Below are 19,828 nucleotides of genomic sequence, written 5' to 3' on the forward strand. Positions count from 1 at the left end.
TCAATTCTATTTCTGAGACTGCTTTTATAAGCAGTCTCTTTTTTTGGCACCTGGTATCAGGTCTGAACACCCAACATCACTTGTTTATATTGGTCAGAGGCCAGATACTAACTTGGCGGCTTTGTAGCCGAACAATCAGCTTGTGAGGAGGTTAAAACGGGTAAAAGACAACGGCTCTTCTGTCGATTTATCGGTTTGAATCCGTCTACGTTATGAAACAACTTACCTATTCGCGTCGCCATTTCATGCACCATATGGGGGCTGCATCGATCCTGCTGCCCGGATTACTACAAAGCTGCGGGGGCAAAAGCGATAAGTCGACGGCCGAGTCGGCCACGTCTACGACAACCACTACCGGTTCAACGCGCAAGCTGGGCATTGCCCTTGTCGGCTTGGGTCAATACAGCGAAGGCCAATTGGCACCCGCACTCGAAAAAACGACCAACTGCCGCCTGGCCGGCATCGTAACGGGTACACCCGAAAAGGCCGATACCTGGAAAAAGAAATACAATATCCCCGACAAAAACGTATACGATTATAAGACCTTCAACCAGATTGCCGACAATCCGGATATCGACATCGTGTATGTAGTCCTACCTAACTCCATGCATGCCGAATACACGATTCGAGCGGCTAAAGCAGGTAAGCACGTCATCTGTGAAAAGCCAATGGCCATGAACGCCGACGAATGCCAGCAGATGATCGACGCCTGTAAGAAGGCCAATCGGCAGTTATCCATCGGCTATCGGCTGCATTTTGAACCGCACAATCAGGAAATGATGCGGCTCGGTCAGAAAGAAGCCTTCGGAAAAGTAAACCGGATTGTAGCCGAAAATGGGCAGATTCAGGATGAAAGCTCACCCTGGCGGCTAGGCCGTGGGGTTGGCGGGGGTGGCCCCCTGCGCGATGTGGGGGTGTACTGCATACAGGGGGCCATTTATACGAAAGGCCAGATTCCCATTGCCGTTACCGCCCGAAAGCACCCGGTAACAGATGCCGAGAAATTTAGCAAGATCGAAGAGGGTATGGATTTCAGCCTCTATTTTCCGGATGGAAGCATAGCCGCCTGCAAAGCCAGTTTCAACGACAAATACAACAAACTCCGCGCAGAAGCGGCCAGGGGCTGGTTTGAACTCTCCCCCGCCTATGCCTATTCCGGGCTGGAAGGAAAAACAAGCAACGGCAAAATGGAGATCGAGAACGTACCGCAACAGGCCCAACAGATGGACGCTTTTGCCAACTGCATTCTGCAAAACAAACCCACAACTGTACCCGGTGAACTGGGTAAGCGGGATGTGCAACTGATCGAAGCCATTTTCGAAGCCGCCCGAACCGGCCAGAAAGTACCGACCAAAGATGTCGTTCAGATACTGGATACGTCAGCATTGACGGGGCAAAAGGCGTAGGAGTTTGGGCATAGGGAGGTGATACGGATTATCGTTACACCTACCCTATGCCCAAACCCCTACGCCTTTTGTTACTGCTTACAACCCATATTGATCGAGCAGATACACCAGAGCCGCCATGGAAGCCGCGCCGAGTTCAAGCTCCCGCTGGCTCACCGTTTCAAACTTATCGACGGTGGTATGGTGATAATCGAAGTACCGCTGCGAATCGGGTTTGAAGCCGAACAATACCGTGCCTGACTGAGCCAGCGGGCCAATATCAGCTCCTCCCCCACCCGCGCCAATTTCCAGCAGGCCATAAGGGGCCAGCAGTGGTTTCCATGGCATCACTTTGGCCCGTTGATCGGGCGTACCAACAATGCCGAAACCACGGGGTGTAAATCCACCGTTGTCCGATTCGACGGCAGCAATATGCTTCTCGTTATTTTTCTTGGCGAGATCGGCATAGGCAACACCGCCCCGCAGGCCGTTCTCTTCATTCATGAACATCACCGCACGAATCGTACGCTTCGGCTTAATACCCAGTGCTTTCATAATCCGCAGTACTTCGATAGACTGCACACAACCTGCGCCATCATCATGAGCCCCTTCGGCCAGGTCCCACGAATCGAGGTGACCACCGACCACAATGATCTCATCCGGCTTTTCACTGCCTTTTATTTCACCAACCACGTTATACGACTTGGCATCGGGCAGGGTTTCGCAGTTCTGCTTGAAGTAGAACGTCAGATTTGGGTTTTCGGCTAGTGATTTGCTCAACAGATCGGCGGCATTGGTGCTGATAGCTGCCGTAGGAATCAGCGGAACGCCCGTCCCGTAACGCATACCCCCAACATGAGGATTGTCATCGCGAACATTCGTCATGGAGCGGACAATAGCTCCAACAGCTCCCAGTTTAGCCGCTTCGGTAGCACCATTGGCCCGCTGGTCCACGGCTCCGCCATAGGCTTCGAACGTGTTGATCTTTGTGGGGTCCATTGGGCGATTGTAAAAGACAATCTTACCCTTCACTTTATCGGCACCTAATGCCCGCAGTTCAGGGAAGCTTTTCACTTCGATGACGCCCGCTTCCACGCCCTTTGGACCAGTAGCGACCGAACCACCCAGAGCGGCAATGGGTACCATTATCTTCTGTTTGCCATTCTGAATATAGGCGATTTCTTTAGCACCCCGCACCCAATGCGGCACCATCACATCCTGCAAAAACACCCGGTCGAAGCCTTCTTTCTCCATCACTTGCTTCGTCCAGTCGACGGCTTTTTGCGCCCCTTCCGAACCGCTCAGGCGCGGGCCAACCTGCTTGGTCAGGTAGCGCAGCCAGTCGTAAGATTTTCCATTGGCTAACGCTTCATTATAAATCTTTCGGATGGTTACGGAATCAGCCGTTTGGGCCTGGGCGTAGCCAACCAGCATGGTAAAGAGAAGTGTAATCGTTTTCTTCATGGCAGGCGGTTGTATTGGTTAAGAGGGCAATATACAGAAAAGCCCGGCTGCTTTCCAGCAACCGGGCCTGTCTACTTTCTATCAGTCAAATCTTACATGTTGATCGCCCGGTTGTCCGTAGCGGCCAGACGGACATATCATGCATTTTGCAGTACTACGCCAATATGCCAAAGTGTATCTGCACTTAAATCCACCTCACCGTCGAGCCACTCAACATAGTACTCTTTGTTTTGTACATTATTGAACACATCAGGGTCTTTTAAAGGCTTAAACGCTTCCGACCCCAGGTACTGTGTAATATCAGCAATTTTTTCAACGCCATTGTCAAATGCGCAGACAAGTCTATAGTTGATAACAGGTTTTATACTTTTAAGAAACCTCATAGTATATTACTTTAATGCATCAATTTTAAAAACAGTACTCCCTTCCGTTGCGAGTAGCCAGTTTGCCATTCATTCGTCTGCGTGTATTTCTACCCAGGCTTGAACTAACTTCAATTTTCCAGTGGGAAAAGCTCTCGTAAGCATGACGCCATCAGGGATCGGAACCACCGCTTTCTGCCCAGAATATTCTATATGAATATGCGGCAAATGGTGCTCTTTATTATCGAAATAAAACATTCGAATAATAATACCATAAAACATTGATATAACGGGCATGGAAAATTATTACAAGTTACTTCACAAAATAAATCCTTTACTAAACACAAGCCCGGCCGCTTTCCAGCAACCGGGCCTGTCTACTTTCTATCAGTCAAATCTTACATGTTGATCGCCCGGTTGTCCGTAGCGGCCAGACAGGCTTCCTTGAAGGCTTCGGTGTAGGTCGGGTGAGCATGCGACATCCGCGACACGTCTTCGGCCGATGCCCGGAACTCCATCGCCACAACGGCTTCGGCGATCATGTCGGCCGTACGGGCGCCAATCATGTGAACGCCCAGAATTTCGTCGGTTTCCTTATGCGCCAGCACCTTCACCAGCCCATCCACGTCCATACTCGCGCGGGCACGACCCAGCGCCTTGAACGGGAATGACCCAACTTTATAGGGAATACCTTCCTGCTTTACTTCTTCTTCCGTATAGCCTACCGAAGCCACTTCCGGCCAGGTATACACCACACCCGGAATGAGTCGGTAATGAATGTGCGGCTTTTGCCCAACAATGGTTTCGGCAATGAACGTACCTTCTTCTTCGGCTTTGTGGGCCAGCATGGCACCCCGGATCACATCGCCCAAAGCGTAGATGTGGGGAACGCTCGTACGCAGGTAATTGTCCACTTCAACCTTACCACGGGCATCCGTTTTCAGACCAGCGGCCTCCAGGTTCAACCCATCCGTGTAAGGCCGACGTCCTACAGACACCAGGCAATAGTCGCCGGTGAGGGTGATCTGCTCGCCTTTTGGTGTATCGACACTGACAACAACTTGATCGCCGGTATTCTCCACTTTTGTCACTTTGTGGCTGAAGTAGAAATCAGCACCTAGTTTTTTGATGGCCTTCTGAAGTTCTTTGCCCATCGTTTTATCCATCGTTGGGATCATCGAATCAGCGAACTCTACAAACGACACTTTCGAGCCAAGACGGGCATAGACCGATCCTAACTCAGCGCCAATTACACCCGCGCCAATCACGATCATGTGTTTGGGAATCTCCTGAAGCGTGAGGGCTTCGGTCGAGGTGATCACCCGTTTTTTATCGATCGGCATCGACGGGAACGACATCGGTTTAGAGCCCGTAGCGATAATGATATTCTTCCCTTTGATGACCTGTTCCGACCCGTCGTCTTTGGTAATTTTGATCGTGTGGGGATCAACAAACGAACCGACGCCATGCAGCTCGTCGATCTTGTTTTTCTTCATCAGAAAGGTAATGCCCTTTGTTGTTTGATCGACCACGCTGGATTTGCGGGCAATCATCTGCGCCAGGTCGACTTGCAGATCGGCCAGCTTAATGCCATGTTCGGCAAACGTGTGCGCAGCGTTGTAATAATGCTCTGATGAGTCGAGCAGCGCTTTTGACGGTATACACCCTACATTCAGACAGGTGCCGCCCAGCGACTGGTACTTTTCGATAATGGCTGTTTTCAACCCGAGTTGGGCGCAGCGAATTGCGCCAGTGTAGCCGCCCGGCCCCGAACCAATCACAATAACATCGTATTCCATAGAATTTGATAAAAAAACCTGAGAAGAGAGACGCAGGACAAAAGAAAGCAGTAATTGACAAAGTTATCTCAATAAACTATCCTGTGTCGAATATCCTACTCTTTCGTCTGATAAATAAAGCATTCCGCATGCAAATTTGGTTCAGAATTTGATTACCCAAACCGATTTCCTGAAAATCGTGTTGGTGGTTGCATAAGGCCCTCTTCATCCAAGGCTATTTTTTCCGATTTATGCGTTCCGTTTATCCAGTTCTTCTGTGCCTCACGCTGTTAATCAGCAGTTGCAACGACCCCAATCAGCAAAATCAACCGAACGTATATTACGATGTATTGAGCTACGTAAAGGGGCAGATTGACGTCTTATCCGCCAAAAAGCCGCTTATCAGCAAGACTGTTGCTATTAACAAAAAGCGTAACCAACAAACCACGCAGGCGATTAACTGGACGCGTGAGCTGGAATTATTTACGCAGGCTGACATTAACAAGCCCGCTCTCCGGAGCAGTTACCAGATCACTCGCCCCGATTCGCTGACTTACCAGTATACCTTAAAAAATTCGGAAGAGCGCTTAACCGTTCGGTCACTTACCGTACGGCTGGATTCCATCACCCGTAAGCCAGGCCGGATTGAAGCCGTCTTACAAACCAAAAATCCACTTTATACCTCCGAACGTCATTTACTATTACAAAGCGGCCCCCTCGCCAACGGGCAGTGGGGCGTGCAGCACTATACCGTGTCGGGTTTTCAGAAGCTCCCCTACTTCGACAAGAATGAATTTATGGTTGACGGTCGCCTGAAATAAGGCGATCAGGCCGTGGCCAGATCGAATGACAGCGGCAGGATGAAGATAAAGGTGGTGCCCTCACCCTTGCCGGAGTGAATTTCGTACCGACCCCGAATCAGGTCCATGCGGGCCTGAATATTATGAAGCCCCATACCGGTTGCATCGGCGGGATCCATCCCACAGCCGTTATCTTTCACAATCATGTTCAGCTCGTTGTTGAACCGGCGAAACAGAATATCAGCTTCTGTGGCTTCCGAGTGACGAAGGATATTACTGCAAAGCTCAATACAAATCGAATACAGATTAAACTCCGCCGTTTTATCCAGGCGGGGCAGCTCCGCATTATCCAGCCGAAACATTATTTTCTGCGAAAGATTGAGCTTATTGACCAGCCGAATCAAAGCCTCGGACAGCCCTTGTTTCTCCAGCTCGTCGGGCTGTAAGTTGTGCGACAGGTAACGAATTTCCGCAAAAGCTTCTTTGGCCATGTTCAGCAGGTTATAATAGATCTGCTGCTCACGTTCGGCCATATGCGCCGGATTCAAGGCCGACATACTCGTCTTGATAGCCGCCAGTAATCCGCCAAGGCTATCATGCAGATCAGCCGCCATGCGCTTTCGTTCGAGCGTCTGACCGCGTAAAAGAGCTTCTTCGATCTCGCGGTTTTTAGCCCGTAACTGATCATTGGCAAGTTTCAGCTCGACGGTTCGGGCAAATACTTTATCTTCCAGATCAAGGTTCAGACTTTCAATCTCCCGTTTCTGGCGGTAAATCAGCTGGTTCTTTCGATAATAAACGATAACAAAACCCAGCAGCATCGCCAGCCCGCCCACCATAATTAACCGCATAAGATTGGCCTCCTGAATGTCATGTCTCAGTTTGGCAATATGCGCGCGTTGCTCTAATCGGCTTTTCTGCGATTCGGCTTTGAGACGTTCGGTTTCAATTCGCTGCTGAAGCTGGTTCATCCGGGTCTCGCCGGCCAACTGGTCGCGTTCGGCCTCGGCCCGTAAACGAGCGATTTCCGCCTGCCGACGAACATTTATCAGCTGTTGCTGCTGGAGAAAATGCTCTTTATCGGCAGCCAGGCGTACCTGATTAATATCGTACTTTTTCTGCACTGCCGACAGTTCGTCAACGCGCTTAAGGTTAGTCAGGCTATCGCGCAGCGTACTGTATTCTTCAAACATAGCCAGTGCCTGAGCGGGCTTATTAGCTAGTTTATAAGCCTGATAAAGCGACTGGGCGGCCATTTGCTGAATTCGGATAAAACCAGCCTGCCGGGCAATGACAATGGCTTTTTCACCAAAATCGATCGCCAGATCTGGTTTTTTAGTCAATGTGTAGGCTTCCGATAATCGCGCCCAGACAGCCGCCTGTCCACCCCGATCGTTTACCTGAGTCCATACGGCCAGCGCATTCTCGAAATAAGTAATAGCCTGATCGGGTTGGTGCCGGCTAATGAAGAAATCCCCCAGGCGTTCGTTCGTATAGGCTACATTCACCTGCGAGCGAGCTTCCGATGCCATTTTCCGGCTTAGTTCGAACTGTTCGCGGGCCTGTTCATATTGCCCCCAAATTTCATATACTTCACCAATTTGAGTAATAGCCTGGCTAATGAGTAGTTTCCGATTTTTAGGTGTCAGCAACGTATTGACGCCAAGCAGCGACTGCGAAAGCTGATAACTCTGCAGGGCGTTATCATACTCTTTCAGCAACATATAAATATCGCCCATGTTCATTTGCACCTGCCAGCGCGGAGAACTTTCCCTCGGTAATTTGACACAGAGTTCAGATGCCCGTTGATTAATACGCAGTGCCTGAGGGAAATCGCCTTTCACAGTCCGCAAGTAGTACTCCTGCAACATCATGGCCCGCACCCGATACAGGGTGTTGTGGTAGCGCAATGCCTGGTCTTCTAATTGTCTGGCATATAGAAAGCTGCTGTCGCGCTGCGAGTCGCGCATTTGCTTAAACACCAGCGCCATGAACCGCAGCCCTTCGAGACGCAGGGTATCGTTTTGGGGAGTGCGGGGCAAGCTGGCCGAAATATGGCGATGCGTCCGTCCTAATGTCAGCAAGCTATCCATATAAATGGCATCGCCCCGCCGATCGAAGTTCAGTTCCGGCAGTTTAGGGCAAGCTTGTCCGAGGCAAGTAGCGCACCAGCCAAGCAACAGGACTCCAGGCCAAAGTGATCTCATAGGACGCGCACCAACTTACTCAACAGCTGATAGGAGACTCTAAAGTAAGTATTTAGTGCAGTTAATCAATGGGTTGGCTTAAAATTATCGATTCCAGGTTTAGTTACCGGTCATAAAATTTTGTTTGATACAAGCTTGCGCCCGCAGATCGCTATTGGCAAACGGACTCTTTTGGGGAGCGTCGTAAGTACCCTAAAAAAAATATATTAAAAAAAACGGCCGGATATTAAACGAACACACTATACTTGGAATCTAAAGAGAAGAATCAAACGTAAATACAATTAATTCGGCGAATAAGTCATATTTAACAAAACGTAGCTTAGGTGTCTCTTTAATTTGGATAAATTTAAGTTTTTACGAAAAAAGCCATCATTTGGCAGATTTTTTGCAGTAAATACTTGCACTTAAGCCAGTTTTTTTCTTACTTTTAAGGCTGGAAAAATAAAATTTCTTAAAAACATAACTCTCCCATACACTATCGGAACACTGCTCTACGTTACCTAATTGTCTTACTGAAAATGGAAAAAGCCCAGGTAAACGACAGTGAGTTGATTTCCCTGTACATCCGTGGTAATGAAAAAGCCTTTGCTAAATTAGTGCAACGGCACAAATCGAAGATTTACACCACTATATACCTGATTGTAAAAGATCAGTACATTGCGGAAGACTTAATGCAGGACACGTTCATCAAAGCCGTGGATACGATTAAGTCTGGTAAATACAACGAGGAGGGAAAATTTCTACCCTGGATTATTCGAATTGCTCACAACTTGGCCATTGACTATTTCCGAAAAGATAAACGCTACCCCAGTGTGGTGTTTGAAGACGGAAGCAGTGTTTTCAATACGCTTGAGTTTGCGGAGGATTCAGTTGAATCGCTCCAGATTCGACAGGAAACACACGAGCATTTGCGCGAATTGATTCAGCGATTGCCGGAACAACAGCGTCAGGTGCTTATCATGCGGCACTACGAGGAAATGAGTTTCCAAGAGATTGCCGATGCAACCGGCGTCAGCATTAACACGGCATTGGGACGTATGCGTTACGCGTTAATTAATTTACGCAAGCAACTAAGCAAACGTTCGCCGAGTTATGACAAAAACCTTTACCCAAAATGATGTAATCCGGTATGTCTATGAGGAGACCTCGCCAGAGGAGAATCTGCTCATTGAAGACGCCCTGATGTCGGAGCCGGATCTGATGACGTTCTTCCTCGAAGCGCTCGAAATGCGTGCTTTGATGAACAAAATTGAACGCCAGCCCCGCAGGAATACCGTTCAGTCCATTCTGGATTATTCAAAACACCATCCCGCAAACCCACCTACTCCTGTACGACATTCGTAACGGGTAGGTGGGCTTTTATGCGTATCGTAGCCGAATACTTAGAGGCCTAAGTATTCGGCTACGATACCCTATGACCATGCAAAAAAAAGAACGGTTCCAGCGCTTTATTCAGTACTTCACCGAACATTACCCGGAACCCAAAACTGAACTGAATTTCAGTAATCCTTACGAACTGCTGGTGGCCGTTATTTTGTCAGCTCAATGCACCGACAAACGGATCAATCAAATCTCCCCCGCCCTTTTCGCCCGATTTCCGGAAGCCGAATCGCTGGCTGCGGCATCGGTCGATGAAGTGTTCGCCTACATTCGCAGTGTCTCGTATCCGAACAATAAGGCCAAACACCTGGTCGGGATGGCCCGAACACTCATGGATCGGTTTGGGGGTGAAATTCCGGCAACGGTAGAGGAATTACAAACACTGCCGGGCGTTGGGCGAAAGACCGCCCACGTGATTCTGTCGATCGTGTATAACGAACCGACTATGGCCGTCGATACGCACGTGTTTCGGGTATCGCACCGGCTTGGGCTGGCTCCTTTAACGGCCAATACGCCCCTGGCTGTAGAAAAAGCGCTGATGGCGCATATTCCCAAACAACACGTTCCCAAAGCGCACCACTGGCTCATTTTGCACGGACGCTACATTTGCCTCGCCCGCTCGCCCAAATGCGACGTGTGCCCGCTGAAGGAGTTTTGTAAATATTATGAGAAAGTCGGTAAGTTGGTAAGTTTGTAAGTTACCAAGTGGTAAGTAGTAAGTGGCTGGCGCATACTCATTCAATATGCGTCAGCCACTTACTACTTACCACTTGGTAACTTATTACTCACTCAATACTGCTCTGTCCCAGCGAAGAAGAAATTGCTTTCAATTTCAGCGTTTTCGTCGGAATCGGAGCCGTGGATGGCGTTGGCTTCCATCGACTTGGCGAAGAGTTTGCGGATGGTACCTTCTGCTGCCTGAGCCGGGTTGGTAGCGCCAATCAGCTTGCGAAAATCGGCAACGGCGTTCTCTTTTTCCAGAATCATTGGAATGATGGCTCCCGACGACATATAGGCCCGCAGGTCGTTGTAGAAGGGACGCTCGCTGTGTACAGCGTAAAACTGACCGGCCCGCTCACCGGTTAATAAAGTCTTTTTAATCGCTACGATACGGAAACCCGCTTCTTCAATCAGTTTGATAATCGCGCCGGAATGCCCCGCTTCTACAGCATCGGGCTTAATCATCGTGAACGTTCTGTTTGTTGCCATTCTAAGTTTTTCTGTCCAGATTTTAGTGCTCAGTGTAGGTTCCTGTAATGGACATCTTTTCGTGAGTCAGGGGCAAATGTAGGGCTTTGCTCGTTAAATGTCACGATCTGTTCACCGACTGTCAGCTACGGTAGCATCTGAAAAGCAGGTCTGTCATCAAAGTTGCAGGCCGCTTTCTTTAAATCATCCATCGGAATTAGTATTATTCGTACTTTTGGGTTTCGATTATGGCCGAGGCCATTTATATATGCAAGACATTGAAGCAATTGGCGCAGTTATCGGGCAACCGCCGGGCGGCCCCGCACTAACCGTGCTGATTACAACTCACCAGAATCCCGATGCCGATGCGATGGGATCATCGCTGGGACTGGCGGGCTACCTTCGCAAAAAAGGCCACCACGTTACGGTTATTACGCCCACTGATTATTCGCAAAACTTACACTGGATGTCGGGTAATGAAGGCGTTATTGCCTTCGACGAAAAATTACGGGTATCCATCACCCAGTTAATCGAGGAAGCCGACGTTATTTTTTGCCTTGATTTTTCAAGCCTCGACCGTATTCGGGAACTGGCCCCGCTGGTGCGCCAGTCACGAGCCCGTAAAATCCTGATCGATCACCACCTCGAACCGGAATCATTCGCCGATCTCGCCCTCTGGGACCCAACCGCTGCTTCCACCACCCAGTTGGTGTTCCGGCTTATTGTAGAACTGGGTGATAAAGCACTCGTTGATGTGCCAATCGCCGAATGTCTGTATGCCGGTCTGATGACCGATACCGGCTCCTTCCGGCACCCCAATACGACGGGCGATGTACATCGTATGGCGGCAGAACTGGTCGATCTCGAGATTGATGTAAGCAGCGTTCACCGACGTATCTTTGACAATGTAACCCTCGACAAATTCAGACTGCTCGGTTACGTTCTGAATGAAAAGTTGAAAGTTTTACCTGAATACAAGTTCGCCTACATTACCCTCACAGATGCCGAACTGAAGCGCTTCCGGTCAAAAACCGGCGATACCGAAGGCATGGTCAATTATGCGCTGGCGGTAGAAGGCGTGGTGATGGCGGCAATCTTAATCGATCGAAACGACGAAATCCGCATCTCATTTCGTTCTATAGGTAATTTCTCCGTGCGCGATCTGTCCAGCAAACATTTCGAGGGCGGAGGCCACCGCAATGCCTCGGGTGGACGATCGAAACGGTCGCTTGCCGAAACAGAACAAAAATTATTATCCATTTTACCCGAGTACCAGCAGCAGTTGCTGGCAACAGTTTAATTTTTGTTTCAGGTTGTGTTAAAGACATCGACTCTGAAACAGTCCAAATAAACAACTAACAATAAATCATGTCTCTTAAAAATTTCGGGAAAGCCGCCCTACTTGTCGCTGTTGTAGCGGCTTGCGGTAAAAACCGCCAGCAGGTGACGGAAAACGGCCTGAAGTACACCATTCACGAGCAAACTGAAGGGAACCGCAAAGGCAAAGTTGGTGATATTCTGACCCTGCACCTGACGCTGATGAATAACAAGGACTCTGTTCTTCGCGATACGCACAAAGAAGGGGTGCCGTTCCAGATGCTGCTTCAGGTACCACCGTTCAAAGGTTCTTACGAAGAAGGGTTGACCATGCTGGGCAAAGGCGACAGCGCTACGTTCTACGTAAGTGCCGACTCCCTCTTCACCCGTGCCATGCAACCGCTGCCTCCGGGTGTTCAGAAAGGTACCGACATCGGTATTGCCGTGAAAATGCTGAACGTTCAAACGGAAGATGAATACAAGAAAGCCCAGGCCATCGACATGGAAAAGCAGAAGGGTGTCGATGCCAAGATTATTGAAAACTACATTGCCAAGAATGGGTTGGCGGGCAAAGCCCAGAAAACCGAATCAGGTGTGTATTATGTAGTGACCCAGCCGGGCAGCGGTCCAACGCCCAACAAAGGGGATGTGGTCCAGGTGCATTACACGGGTAAACTGTTAGACGGTAAAGTATTCGATAGCTCACGGACAAACCCACAGGCAGGTGGCAAACCGGCCCAGTTCCAGATTGGTGTGGGTATGGTCATTCCGGGTTGGGAAGAAGGCGTCAGCAAGCTCCACAAAGGGGAAAAGGCGACGCTCATTATCCCATCGACGCTGGCCTATGGCCCCCGTGGCAACCAGGGTATTGCTCCTAACTCTGTTCTGTTGTTCGATATTGAACTGATCGATATTCAGAAAGGTCAGCCAGGCCCACCGCAAATGCCGCAACCCGGCCGGTAAGCCATTCCCTCATATTTTAAAAGCCGTTTGCAGTTACGACTGTAAACGGCTTTTTTTGTTCACTATGGAACTCTGCTTTGCAACGAACAACCAACATAAACTAGCCGAAGTGTCGGCCAAACTCGGTGACGCCTTTACCCTCAAAACGCTTCAGGACATTGGCTGCACCGACGAACTGCCCGAAACTTCGGGCACAATTCCTGGCAATTCGCGTCAGAAAGCAGATTATGTCTGGGTCAATTTCGGGGTCTCCTGCTTCGCCGATGATTCAGGACTGGAAGTCGATGCCCTCAACGGCGAGCCGGGGGTCGATTCCGCCTACTATTCCGGCAGCCGGGACCATGCGAAAAACATTCAGACCTTATTAAGTAAGCTGGGAACAGAAGCCAACCGAAGGGCTCGCTTTATTACCGTCTTTACGTTGGTACTGCACGGGGTCGAGCACCAGTTCGAAGGCATTATTACGGGCCGCATTTTAACGGAACCTCGCGGAACGGGCGGGTTTGGTTACGACCCGGTCTTTATGCCCGACGGCTATGACCGCACGTTTGCCGAAATGAGTATTGACGAGAAAGGCCTGATCAGCCATAGGGCACAAGCACTGGCAAAAATGATTGCCTACCTGAAAGAGCAGGCAAAGTAGCGTAAGTAGTCGATACAAACAGCTTCTACCTTTTTATTCCTTCACCCTCCCTTTTATGGAAACGGCCTTACCCGTAGCGCATGTGTCAAAAGCCCGCACAGCAACCCAATTGATCTTTCTGGTTTGCGGCCTGGGTATGTCGAGCTGGGCACCCATGGTTCCCCTTGCCAAGGATCGGTTAGGGTTAAATGATGCCAACCTTGGCTTATTATTATTGCTGCTGGGGGGTGGCTCCATGCTAATGATGCCAATATCGGGTTGGTTGGTGAGCCGCTTTGGCAGTCGCATAGTCATGGCTTGTGCGGCTCTTGTGATGGCGCTTACCTTGCCTTTGTTGCTCGTTCTTTCGTCCGTCACGGCGATGGCAGTAACGCTGTTCATATTCGGTTCCGGCATTGGCACAATAGACGTTGCCATGAATGCTCATGGCGTACAGGTGCAGAATCTCTACGGAAGGCCCATCATGTCGTCTCTCCATGGCCTGTTTAGCGTTGGAGGCCTGTTTGGCTCCCTGGGTCTGGGCTTTTTAATGAAGCTTGGCCTCAATCCTGTGTACGCCATTATCAGCATTGCCGTTCTGATGATTCTGATTACCCTAACTCAATACAGGAATTTATTCCCTTTAGCAACTGAACAGCAAGCCATTGTCCGATTTTCGGCTTCCGATGAGCAGTCGCCTGCGGGCAGTCAGCGATTTGGCTGGTTGCAGGGAAGTGTCTTATTTCTGGGTCTGATGTGCTTTGCAACTTTTCTGTCAGAAGGGGCTGTCCTTGACTGGAGCGCTATATATCTGCGGGACATCAAAGGAATCGCGCCGGAGTTTGCCGGAGCGGGTTACGCAGCCTTTTCCATTGCGATGTCGGTAATGCGGTTAACGGGTGATAAACTAGTGGCGCATTTAACGAGTAAAACAGTTGTGGTTGGTGGCAGCTTGATCGGTGCTGTCGGCGTGGGCCTTGCCGTGTTGAGCCCCGGAGCCGTTGGGGCCATGACAGGCTTTGTGCTTCTCGGCATGGGCGTGGCTAATATTGTACCCGTGTTTTTTAGTGAAGCGGGCAAACTTCCCGGTATTCCACCAACAGTCAGCATACCGGCCATTACGACCATGGGGTATACGGGCTTACTGACAGGCCCGGCTTTACTGGGCTATATCGCTCAGCACTTTTCCCTGTCCAGCGCGTTTGGCTTCCTGATCGTACTGCTGGTATTGGTTGCCGTAAGCTATGGCGCGAAAGCCAGGCAAACAAACATTTCTTAGGAGGATCCAGGGCCGGAGTCCTCATGGAACAAGTATCAACTTTGCCTAGTAAGCGTTGTATCATCATTCCAGGGGCAACTTTTGTCAATTAAATGACGCCCTGAATGCCAAAGGTGACTGGTTGGTTTTTGCCTTAAACAACTTGCTGAACGACTGAAGATGTTCGAAGCCCAAGGCATAGGCGATTTCACTAACAGATAAGTCTGTAGTTGATAGCTTCTCCTTCGCCATTGAGATTAGCTTGTCATGAATATGCTGCTGGGTGTTTTGCCCGGTCTGCGCCCGTAACAGATTACTTAAATACTTAGGAGAAAGATTCAACTGGTTGGCAACAGACTGAACCGTTGGCAGTCCACCTTTATCCAGGGAGTCATTGTCAAAATAAGCATCAAGTAAGCTTTGTAGTCGGCCAAGTATCTGATGATTTGCTTTTTCCCGGGTAATGAACTGGCGCTGATAAAACCGGTCTGCGTAGTTCAGCAACGTTTCCAGTTGCGCAACAATGATCGGTTTGCTAAAGCGGTCAATGTTGGTCTGATATTCCTGCTGAATATACTGAATGATCTGGTTGAGAGTATCTTCTTCTTTTTCTGACATAAACAAAGCCTCATGCACCGAATAGCTCCAGAAGTCGTACTGCCTAATATTTTTGGCCAGGGGTGTATTCCAAAGGAAATCAGGATGGATATTAAGTACCCATCCTGATTGTTTGACGGCTTCATCGGTATGTACACGAGTAAGTCGAATAACCTGGCCGGGTGCTATGAACGATAGAATACCCTCGTTGAAATCAAAGGGCTGCTGCCCGTAGTTTACGCTTACATTGGACACCCGTTTGAGCGCAATGCTATAGAAATCGAAGACCAGATTCGTTGGTTCATCGCGATGTAAAGTCGTTACATCACCAACGTTAATGAGGCTAATCAGCGGGTGAAGCGGTTTAGGTAACTTTCTAAACGCATGAAACTCGCTTACCGTCTTAAAGTGCTTCATGCTCCTTGTTCGTTTTGGCGTACTTCCAGGATCAACTTCCCCCGGACATGCCAGGTTTGACTTTCGCGATGGGCTTCAGCTACCCGCTCCAACGGGAATACCTTACTGACAAAAACCTTTACCTTTCCTTCATCAATTAACCGGGCTATGTCCATTAGCCAGTCCTGCCGGGGTTGGTTGACTGCCAGTTCACCTTTGGCCTGTTTGCTGGCCAGTGCTGCCAGCACCGCGTCGTTAAAGGGCAAATCAATATTGGCGGTTACGAGTATACCGCCTTTCCTCAGAACACGGACCGATTTTAACCGTTCCTCGTTATCGCGCAATGGCGACGCTTCGAACACAACGTCAATATCGAGTACGAGGTTTTCAAACGTTTGGTTCTGGTAATCGATTACCTCGTCGGCCCCAAGCTGCTTTATATAATCCTGATTACTCGCCGAAGCAACGCCAATCACATAAGCTCCCATTGCTTTGGCAAATTGCACAGCAAAACTACCAACACCGCCCGATGCGCCCTGCACTAAAATACGTTGCCCGGGCTGCAATTTTCCGTGCTTAACGATGGCCGTCCAGGCTGTGAGCCCTGCCAGGGGCACTCCCGCAGCCTCATTGAAGCTTATCGTTTTAGGCTTAAGGGCAAACTGGCTGGCTTTTGCCACACAGTACTCGGCATAACTTCCATTTCCGGGGAAGTCAGGAACCCCGTACACCGCGTCTCCTTCCCTGAAAGCGGTCACGTCACTACCTATTGCGTCAACAACGCCTGCCGCATCCCAGCCTAATGTCATTGGCAGCGTTAAATATGGCTTCAGAATATCGTTGCCCCCTTCTCGAATTGCCCAATCCGTAGGGTTCACTCCACTGGCATACACCTTCACTAAAATTTCATCGGCGGCTGGTGTAGGACGTTCAATTGTGTCGAGTGTTAACACCTCCGGCCCACCAAATTCATGAATTCTGACTGCTTTCATGCGAAACTGTTTTCTAATTGATTGATGAAACAAAGGTCATCAATTGGTCGAAAGCAGATTTAGTAAGAATGCCCTTTGTGTTAGTCAAAACGGCCGGAAGCAAAAAGCCCTCGCCTGATTTCCAGACGAGGGCTTTCCTATATAAATTCAGCTAAATCTTAATAGAACTTAGCCCGACGGTCGTCGACTTTAGCGGCATCTTTAATGGCTTCGTTGATGTAGAAACCTACCCGCGATGTACCGTTCTGCTGAATCTGGGTCTTATACATGGTGTAGTCGGCAATGGTTGGTGCAGGCGTCAAGGCCAACGTCTCTACAACAAGAACACCATTCTCGCCCGCAAATGCTTTCGAGTGCTTACCGGGCTTCAGGCCAAACGCTTTACCTAAAGCAACTGGATCGACACCAGCGCTGCGTAAGAAACCCGTTGCCAGATTCACATCGTCAACCACTTCGACCAGGGCACCGGCACCAAACTTTTGCGCAGCACTTTCCAGCGTTCCGCTGGTGTTACCAAGCTTGGCAATAATCTGCTCGCCTTTCAGTTCATTGCGAACTTTAGCGGTCAGTTCACTGCGGTAATCCTCGACTTCAACTTTGTCTTTGTTCGTTTTGTTGGTCAACACAGCAATAACGTACTGATCGCCCACTTCAAAAGGTTCCGAAACCGAATTGATATCCGTTTTGTCATTGAAAGCCCAACGAACGATCTGCCGTACTTCTGACCCTGACAGGGCATTGATTTGAGCGGCTCCTTCCGGAATCCGTTCGGCAGTAGCCACTACCAACGACTTGTCTTCTTTCACTTTCGCATCGAACGCTTCTTTCGTATGTACGTCCGACGCAAACTGGTCTGCTTTACGCAGGGCCTCGTCACGTGTTGTCTGGCTTGGCGTGATGGCTTTACCGATGGCCGCTATCCGATACAGCACGTCGGTTTTAGGCTGCGTAACTTTGATGATGTGGTAGCCGAATTCGGTTTCAACCAGGCGGGGAATCAAACCGGCCGACGTAGCACCAAAAACAGCCGACTCAAACGGTTTCACCATCTGGCCGTTATTCTTGAAGTAACCCAGGTCACCACCCACCGACCGCGATCCATCGTCGCTGTTCGTTTGAGCAAGTGCTTCAAAACTGGCACCCCCCTGAATCTGCTTCAGCAGGCCTTCAGCCCGGCGACGGGCATCTGCCTTAGCCGAATCGGCAAGACCTTTGGTTTGGATCAGGATATGACTGGCACGAGCCGTAAAGTTGGTATCTCTCTTTGTGCCGCCGTATTTATAGATGAAATACGTATTGCCTTCCCGGAAGGGTCCGTAAATACCCCCGGCTGCAAAAGTCGGGATAGAGGCCCGGAGTTGCTCAGGCATTTCACCTGCTGTCAGGTAGAGAGGCACCCGAACGTCGCTGTTCTGCTGCGCAAACGTCGAGTCGTTGGTAGCCGCACCCAGGCCACGAGCCAGTGATTTGATCTGGCTGTAGAGGGCTGCACTGTCTTCTTTGGAAGGTGCTACCGAGAACGTTACATATTGAATGGAACGGCTATCGGTGCCGGGATATTCTTCCTTGTGCTTCGACAGATAATCCTGCAGTTGAGCATCCGTTACTTTCACCGTCGTATCGTTGATGGTGTAGTAAGGCACAAATAGAAGCTTGACATTCGCTTTTGCATTCTGCGCCTGGTATTCTTTCTGCGCTTCGGCGGTGGTAGCAAATACAGACAGGCGCATGAGGCTTTCGTATTTCTCGCGAAGACGATCTGAAGCCAGGTTCTTCTCGAAGCTAGCCCAGGCAGCCTGTTGTTGAGGAGGCAGATTTTTTAGTCCTTTCAGGTAGCTGATGATCGAGCTCTTGTCGAAAACGCCAGTCTGCGGATTCGTAAAGGCCTGCCGAACAGCGGGGCTGATGTTATTGCCCTGCACCATGTCAACAAGCTCTTCAGACGAAACGGTAAGGCCCAGTTTGTCGAACTCTTTCTGGTAGGCAATTTCAAACAGCATCTGATTCCAGGCCTGCTCACGAATCTGAACCATATCCTGATCGACGGGAGCCCGTCCGGATTGTTGCTCAAACTGTGCCCGAAGTTCATCTACTTTGGCATTGAATTCTTGATAATCAATGGATTGACCTGCAATCTCACCGACTTTCTGTTGATCTCCACCGAACAGCAAACTACGGCCGCCGAGTAAATCACCACCCACAATGAACAGAATCAAACTGACGGCAATAATACCAACAGCCAGTCCCGAACGTTCTCTGATCTTATTAATGACAGACATTTCGCTTTTTAACAGTCAATTTAGCCCGCAAAATAACAATTTTCCCCGCTGGAATACAAGTAGTAACTGTATATCTATCCTCAAAAGTGAGGAAAAGGCTCTACAATCGTTTAACAAAAAAAGTGCCGACTTTTCGAAAAAGTCGGCACCAAAGATATATTGACTAAAAAAAGAGCGGCTTAATTAATTGTCATCCCGCTTAAGCTTGTCACCTGCTTTATCAAAAGCATCGCCTATTTCGCGACCCGCTTGTTTAAAACCGGATTTTACATCTTTCCAGGCATCGGCCGTTGCGTTCTGGGCCTTATCAATATCGTCGCCCAGTTCTTTCCGTTCCTCCTCCAGTTTAGCCCGCTGACGATCGGTTTCCGCTTTCGCTTTGTCGCTCTGTTTGTCCGCTTTTACCTTTAATTCGTCAATTTTAGCGTCTAATTTATCCCGCTGGACCTTCATTTTAGCCACAGCCTCATCCCGCTCGCGTTTGAAGTCGGCAGCTGCTTCGTCTGATTTAGCTTCTATTTTATCGCCCGCTTCATCCATGTTTTCTTTGGCGTCAGCAGTAGCATCTTTTGTATCGGCAGAGATAGCATCACCTGTTTTTTCCAGCGCATCTTCGGTGCGGGACTCGTTCTTATTGTCGGAACCGCAGGCCTGTAAAAGCGCAAGTGATGACACCAGCATCAGGGTACCGGCAACGTGTTTAATCCGATTTAACATCAATGGATATTTTTTCATAATCGTTGTGTAGTTTGTTTTACAGTAAACACAGTTTGCAAACGACATGCCAGAAATTTGGAAGTAGTCAGTGAGCGGCTTCGCCTAAGTTGGTAAGTCGGTAAG

Annotated in this window: 19 protein-coding genes; 9 read left to right on the top strand and 10 right to left on the bottom strand. The window is 49.4% G+C overall.

Annotated elements, in window-relative coordinates; all coding sequences use genetic code 11:
• Nucleotides 1-212 precede the first annotated feature (212 nt).
• Complete coding sequence (locus tag ACYVK4_RS10075) at nucleotides 213-1,406, top strand: Gfo/Idh/MocA family protein (protein ID WP_461127369.1); 1,194 nt, start codon at nucleotides 213-215, stop codon at nucleotides 1,404-1,406.
• 78 nt (nucleotides 1,407-1,484) lie between these two features.
• Here the strand turns inward: ACYVK4_RS10075 and ACYVK4_RS10080 are convergent, their stop codons facing one another.
• The 4 genes from ACYVK4_RS10080 to lpdA form a co-directional block, all read right to left on the bottom strand.
• Nucleotides 1,485-2,849 carry a M20/M25/M40 family metallo-hydrolase gene (locus ACYVK4_RS10080; RefSeq protein ID WP_461127370.1) on the bottom strand — a complete coding sequence of 455 codons (1,365 nt, stop codon included), beginning with the start codon at nucleotides 2,847-2,849 and terminating at the stop codon, nucleotides 1,485-1,487.
• Between the two features lie 137 nt (nucleotides 2,850-2,986).
• Nucleotides 2,987-3,232 (bottom strand): DUF2442 domain-containing protein, encoded by a 246-nt coding sequence (locus tag ACYVK4_RS10085; RefSeq protein WP_461127371.1) that lies wholly within the window; start codon nucleotides 3,230-3,232, stop codon nucleotides 2,987-2,989.
• 69 nt (nucleotides 3,233-3,301) lie between these two features.
• A complete protein-coding gene (locus ACYVK4_RS10090; RefSeq protein ID WP_461127372.1) occupies nucleotides 3,302-3,508 on the bottom strand; it encodes a DUF4160 domain-containing protein in 207 nt (68 codons plus the stop codon).
• Between the two features lie 101 nt (nucleotides 3,509-3,609).
• Nucleotides 3,610-5,010, bottom strand: coding sequence for a dihydrolipoyl dehydrogenase (gene lpdA / locus ACYVK4_RS10095; protein WP_461127373.1), 1,401 nt, complete (start codon nucleotides 5,008-5,010; stop codon nucleotides 3,610-3,612).
• A gap of 230 nt (nucleotides 5,011-5,240) precedes the next feature.
• Between lpdA and ACYVK4_RS10100 the strand changes: the two genes are divergently transcribed.
• Entirely contained in the window at nucleotides 5,241-5,810 is a 570-nt protein-coding gene (locus ACYVK4_RS10100; RefSeq protein WP_461127374.1) for a hypothetical protein, read from the top strand.
• Between the two features lie 5 nt (nucleotides 5,811-5,815).
• Here ACYVK4_RS10100 and ACYVK4_RS10105 read toward each other — a convergent pair whose 3' ends face one another.
• On the bottom strand, nucleotides 5,816-7,996 hold the full coding sequence (locus ACYVK4_RS10105) for a tetratricopeptide repeat-containing sensor histidine kinase (protein WP_461127375.1): 2,181 nt from the start codon (nucleotides 7,994-7,996) through the stop codon (nucleotides 5,816-5,818).
• A 518-nt stretch (nucleotides 7,997-8,514) separates the two neighbouring features.
• Between ACYVK4_RS10105 and ACYVK4_RS10110 the strand changes: the two genes are divergently transcribed.
• The 3 genes from ACYVK4_RS10110 (at nucleotide 8,515) to nth (ending at nucleotide 10,073) form a co-directional block, all read left to right on the top strand.
• On the top strand, nucleotides 8,515-9,114 hold the full coding sequence (locus ACYVK4_RS10110; protein ID WP_381504354.1) for an RNA polymerase sigma factor: 600 nt from the start codon (nucleotides 8,515-8,517) through the stop codon (nucleotides 9,112-9,114).
• Entirely contained in the window at nucleotides 9,089-9,340 is a 252-nt protein-coding gene (locus tag ACYVK4_RS10115; RefSeq protein WP_461127376.1) for a hypothetical protein, read from the top strand. The genes ACYVK4_RS10110 and ACYVK4_RS10115 overlap by 26 nt, the downstream gene beginning before the upstream one ends.
• Nucleotides 9,341-9,416: 76 nt before the next feature.
• Nucleotides 9,417-10,073: an endonuclease III gene (gene nth, locus ACYVK4_RS10120; RefSeq protein WP_461127377.1), complete on the top strand. Its 657-nt coding sequence runs from the start codon at nucleotides 9,417-9,419 to the stop codon at nucleotides 10,071-10,073.
• Nucleotides 10,074-10,165: 92 nt separating this feature from the next.
• On the opposite strand, the gene ACYVK4_RS10125 is transcribed toward nth, so the two are convergent.
• Nucleotides 10,166-10,585: a nucleoside-diphosphate kinase gene (locus ACYVK4_RS10125; RefSeq protein WP_461127378.1), complete on the bottom strand. Its 420-nt coding sequence runs from the start codon at nucleotides 10,583-10,585 to the stop codon at nucleotides 10,166-10,168.
• Nucleotides 10,586-10,832: 247 nt separating this feature from the next.
• Between ACYVK4_RS10125 and ACYVK4_RS10130 the strand changes: the two genes are divergently transcribed.
• From ACYVK4_RS10130 to ACYVK4_RS10145, 4 genes are all read left to right on the top strand, one after another.
• Entirely contained in the window at nucleotides 10,833-11,864 is a 1,032-nt protein-coding gene (locus tag ACYVK4_RS10130; protein WP_461127379.1) for a DHH family phosphoesterase, read from the top strand.
• Nucleotides 11,865-11,932: 68 nt separating this feature from the next.
• Nucleotides 11,933-12,844 (top strand): FKBP-type peptidyl-prolyl cis-trans isomerase, encoded by a 912-nt coding sequence (locus tag ACYVK4_RS10135; RefSeq protein WP_461127380.1) that lies wholly within the window; start codon nucleotides 11,933-11,935, stop codon nucleotides 12,842-12,844.
• Between the two features lie 64 nt (nucleotides 12,845-12,908).
• Nucleotides 12,909-13,487, top strand: a complete 579-nt coding sequence (gene rdgB, locus ACYVK4_RS10140; RefSeq protein ID WP_461127381.1) for an RdgB/HAM1 family non-canonical purine NTP pyrophosphatase — start codon at nucleotides 12,909-12,911, stop codon at nucleotides 13,485-13,487.
• Between the two features lie 55 nt (nucleotides 13,488-13,542).
• Nucleotides 13,543-14,745, top strand: coding sequence for an MFS transporter (locus tag ACYVK4_RS10145; RefSeq protein WP_461127382.1), 1,203 nt, complete (start codon nucleotides 13,543-13,545; stop codon nucleotides 14,743-14,745).
• 84 nt (nucleotides 14,746-14,829) lie between these two features.
• On the opposite strand, the gene ACYVK4_RS10150 is transcribed toward ACYVK4_RS10145, so the two are convergent.
• From ACYVK4_RS10150 to ACYVK4_RS10165, 4 genes are all read right to left on the bottom strand, one after another.
• A complete protein-coding gene (locus ACYVK4_RS10150; RefSeq protein WP_461127383.1) occupies nucleotides 14,830-15,738 on the bottom strand; it encodes a helix-turn-helix domain-containing protein in 909 nt (302 codons plus the stop codon).
• Nucleotides 15,735-16,709 carry an NADP-dependent oxidoreductase gene (locus ACYVK4_RS10155; RefSeq protein ID WP_461127384.1) on the bottom strand — a complete coding sequence of 325 codons (975 nt, stop codon included), beginning with the start codon at nucleotides 16,707-16,709 and terminating at the stop codon, nucleotides 15,735-15,737. Before ACYVK4_RS10155 ends, ACYVK4_RS10150 begins: the two co-directional genes overlap by 4 nt.
• 158 nt (nucleotides 16,710-16,867) lie before the next feature.
• Entirely contained in the window at nucleotides 16,868-18,988 is a 2,121-nt protein-coding gene (locus ACYVK4_RS10160; RefSeq protein ID WP_461127385.1) for a peptidylprolyl isomerase, read from the bottom strand.
• Between the two features lie 183 nt (nucleotides 18,989-19,171).
• Complete coding sequence (locus tag ACYVK4_RS10165) at nucleotides 19,172-19,723, bottom strand: sll1863 family stress response protein (RefSeq protein WP_461127386.1); 552 nt, start codon at nucleotides 19,721-19,723, stop codon at nucleotides 19,172-19,174.
• Between the last annotated feature and the right edge of the window lie 105 nt (nucleotides 19,724-19,828).

The organism is Spirosoma aerophilum (assembly GCF_054782495.1).

Coding starts and splice junctions, on each gene's coding strand:
- ACYVK4_RS10075 (WP_461127369.1), top strand. CDS start 213: ATGAAACAACTTACCTATTCGCGTCGCCATTTCATGCACCATATGGGG.
- ACYVK4_RS10080 (WP_461127370.1), bottom strand. CDS start 2,849: ATGAAGAAAACGATTACACTTCTCTTTACCATGCTGGTTGGCTACGCC.
- ACYVK4_RS10085 (WP_461127371.1), bottom strand. CDS start 3,232: ATGAGGTTTCTTAAAAGTATAAAACCTGTTATCAACTATAGACTTGTC.
- ACYVK4_RS10090 (WP_461127372.1), bottom strand. CDS start 3,508: ATGCCCGTTATATCAATGTTTTATGGTATTATTATTCGAATGTTTTAT.
- lpdA (WP_461127373.1), bottom strand. CDS start 5,010: ATGGAATACGATGTTATTGTGATTGGTTCGGGGCCGGGCGGCTACACT.
- ACYVK4_RS10100 (WP_461127374.1), top strand. CDS start 5,241: ATGCGTTCCGTTTATCCAGTTCTTCTGTGCCTCACGCTGTTAATCAGC.
- ACYVK4_RS10105 (WP_461127375.1), bottom strand. CDS start 7,996: ATGAGATCACTTTGGCCTGGAGTCCTGTTGCTTGGCTGGTGCGCTACT.
- ACYVK4_RS10110 (WP_381504354.1), top strand. CDS start 8,515: ATGGAAAAAGCCCAGGTAAACGACAGTGAGTTGATTTCCCTGTACATC.
- ACYVK4_RS10115 (WP_461127376.1), top strand. CDS start 9,089: ATGACAAAAACCTTTACCCAAAATGATGTAATCCGGTATGTCTATGAG.
- nth (WP_461127377.1), top strand. CDS start 9,417: ATGCAAAAAAAAGAACGGTTCCAGCGCTTTATTCAGTACTTCACCGAA.
- ACYVK4_RS10125 (WP_461127378.1), bottom strand. CDS start 10,585: ATGGCAACAAACAGAACGTTCACGATGATTAAGCCCGATGCTGTAGAA.
- ACYVK4_RS10130 (WP_461127379.1), top strand. CDS start 10,833: ATGCAAGACATTGAAGCAATTGGCGCAGTTATCGGGCAACCGCCGGGC.
- ACYVK4_RS10135 (WP_461127380.1), top strand. CDS start 11,933: ATGTCTCTTAAAAATTTCGGGAAAGCCGCCCTACTTGTCGCTGTTGTA.
- rdgB (WP_461127381.1), top strand. CDS start 12,909: ATGGAACTCTGCTTTGCAACGAACAACCAACATAAACTAGCCGAAGTG.
- ACYVK4_RS10145 (WP_461127382.1), top strand. CDS start 13,543: ATGGAAACGGCCTTACCCGTAGCGCATGTGTCAAAAGCCCGCACAGCA.
- ACYVK4_RS10150 (WP_461127383.1), bottom strand. CDS start 15,738: ATGAAGCACTTTAAGACGGTAAGCGAGTTTCATGCGTTTAGAAAGTTA.
- ACYVK4_RS10155 (WP_461127384.1), bottom strand. CDS start 16,709: ATGAAAGCAGTCAGAATTCATGAATTTGGTGGGCCGGAGGTGTTAACA.
- ACYVK4_RS10160 (WP_461127385.1), bottom strand. CDS start 18,988: ATGTCTGTCATTAATAAGATCAGAGAACGTTCGGGACTGGCTGTTGGT.
- ACYVK4_RS10165 (WP_461127386.1), bottom strand. CDS start 19,723: ATGAAAAAATATCCATTGATGTTAAATCGGATTAAACACGTTGCCGGT.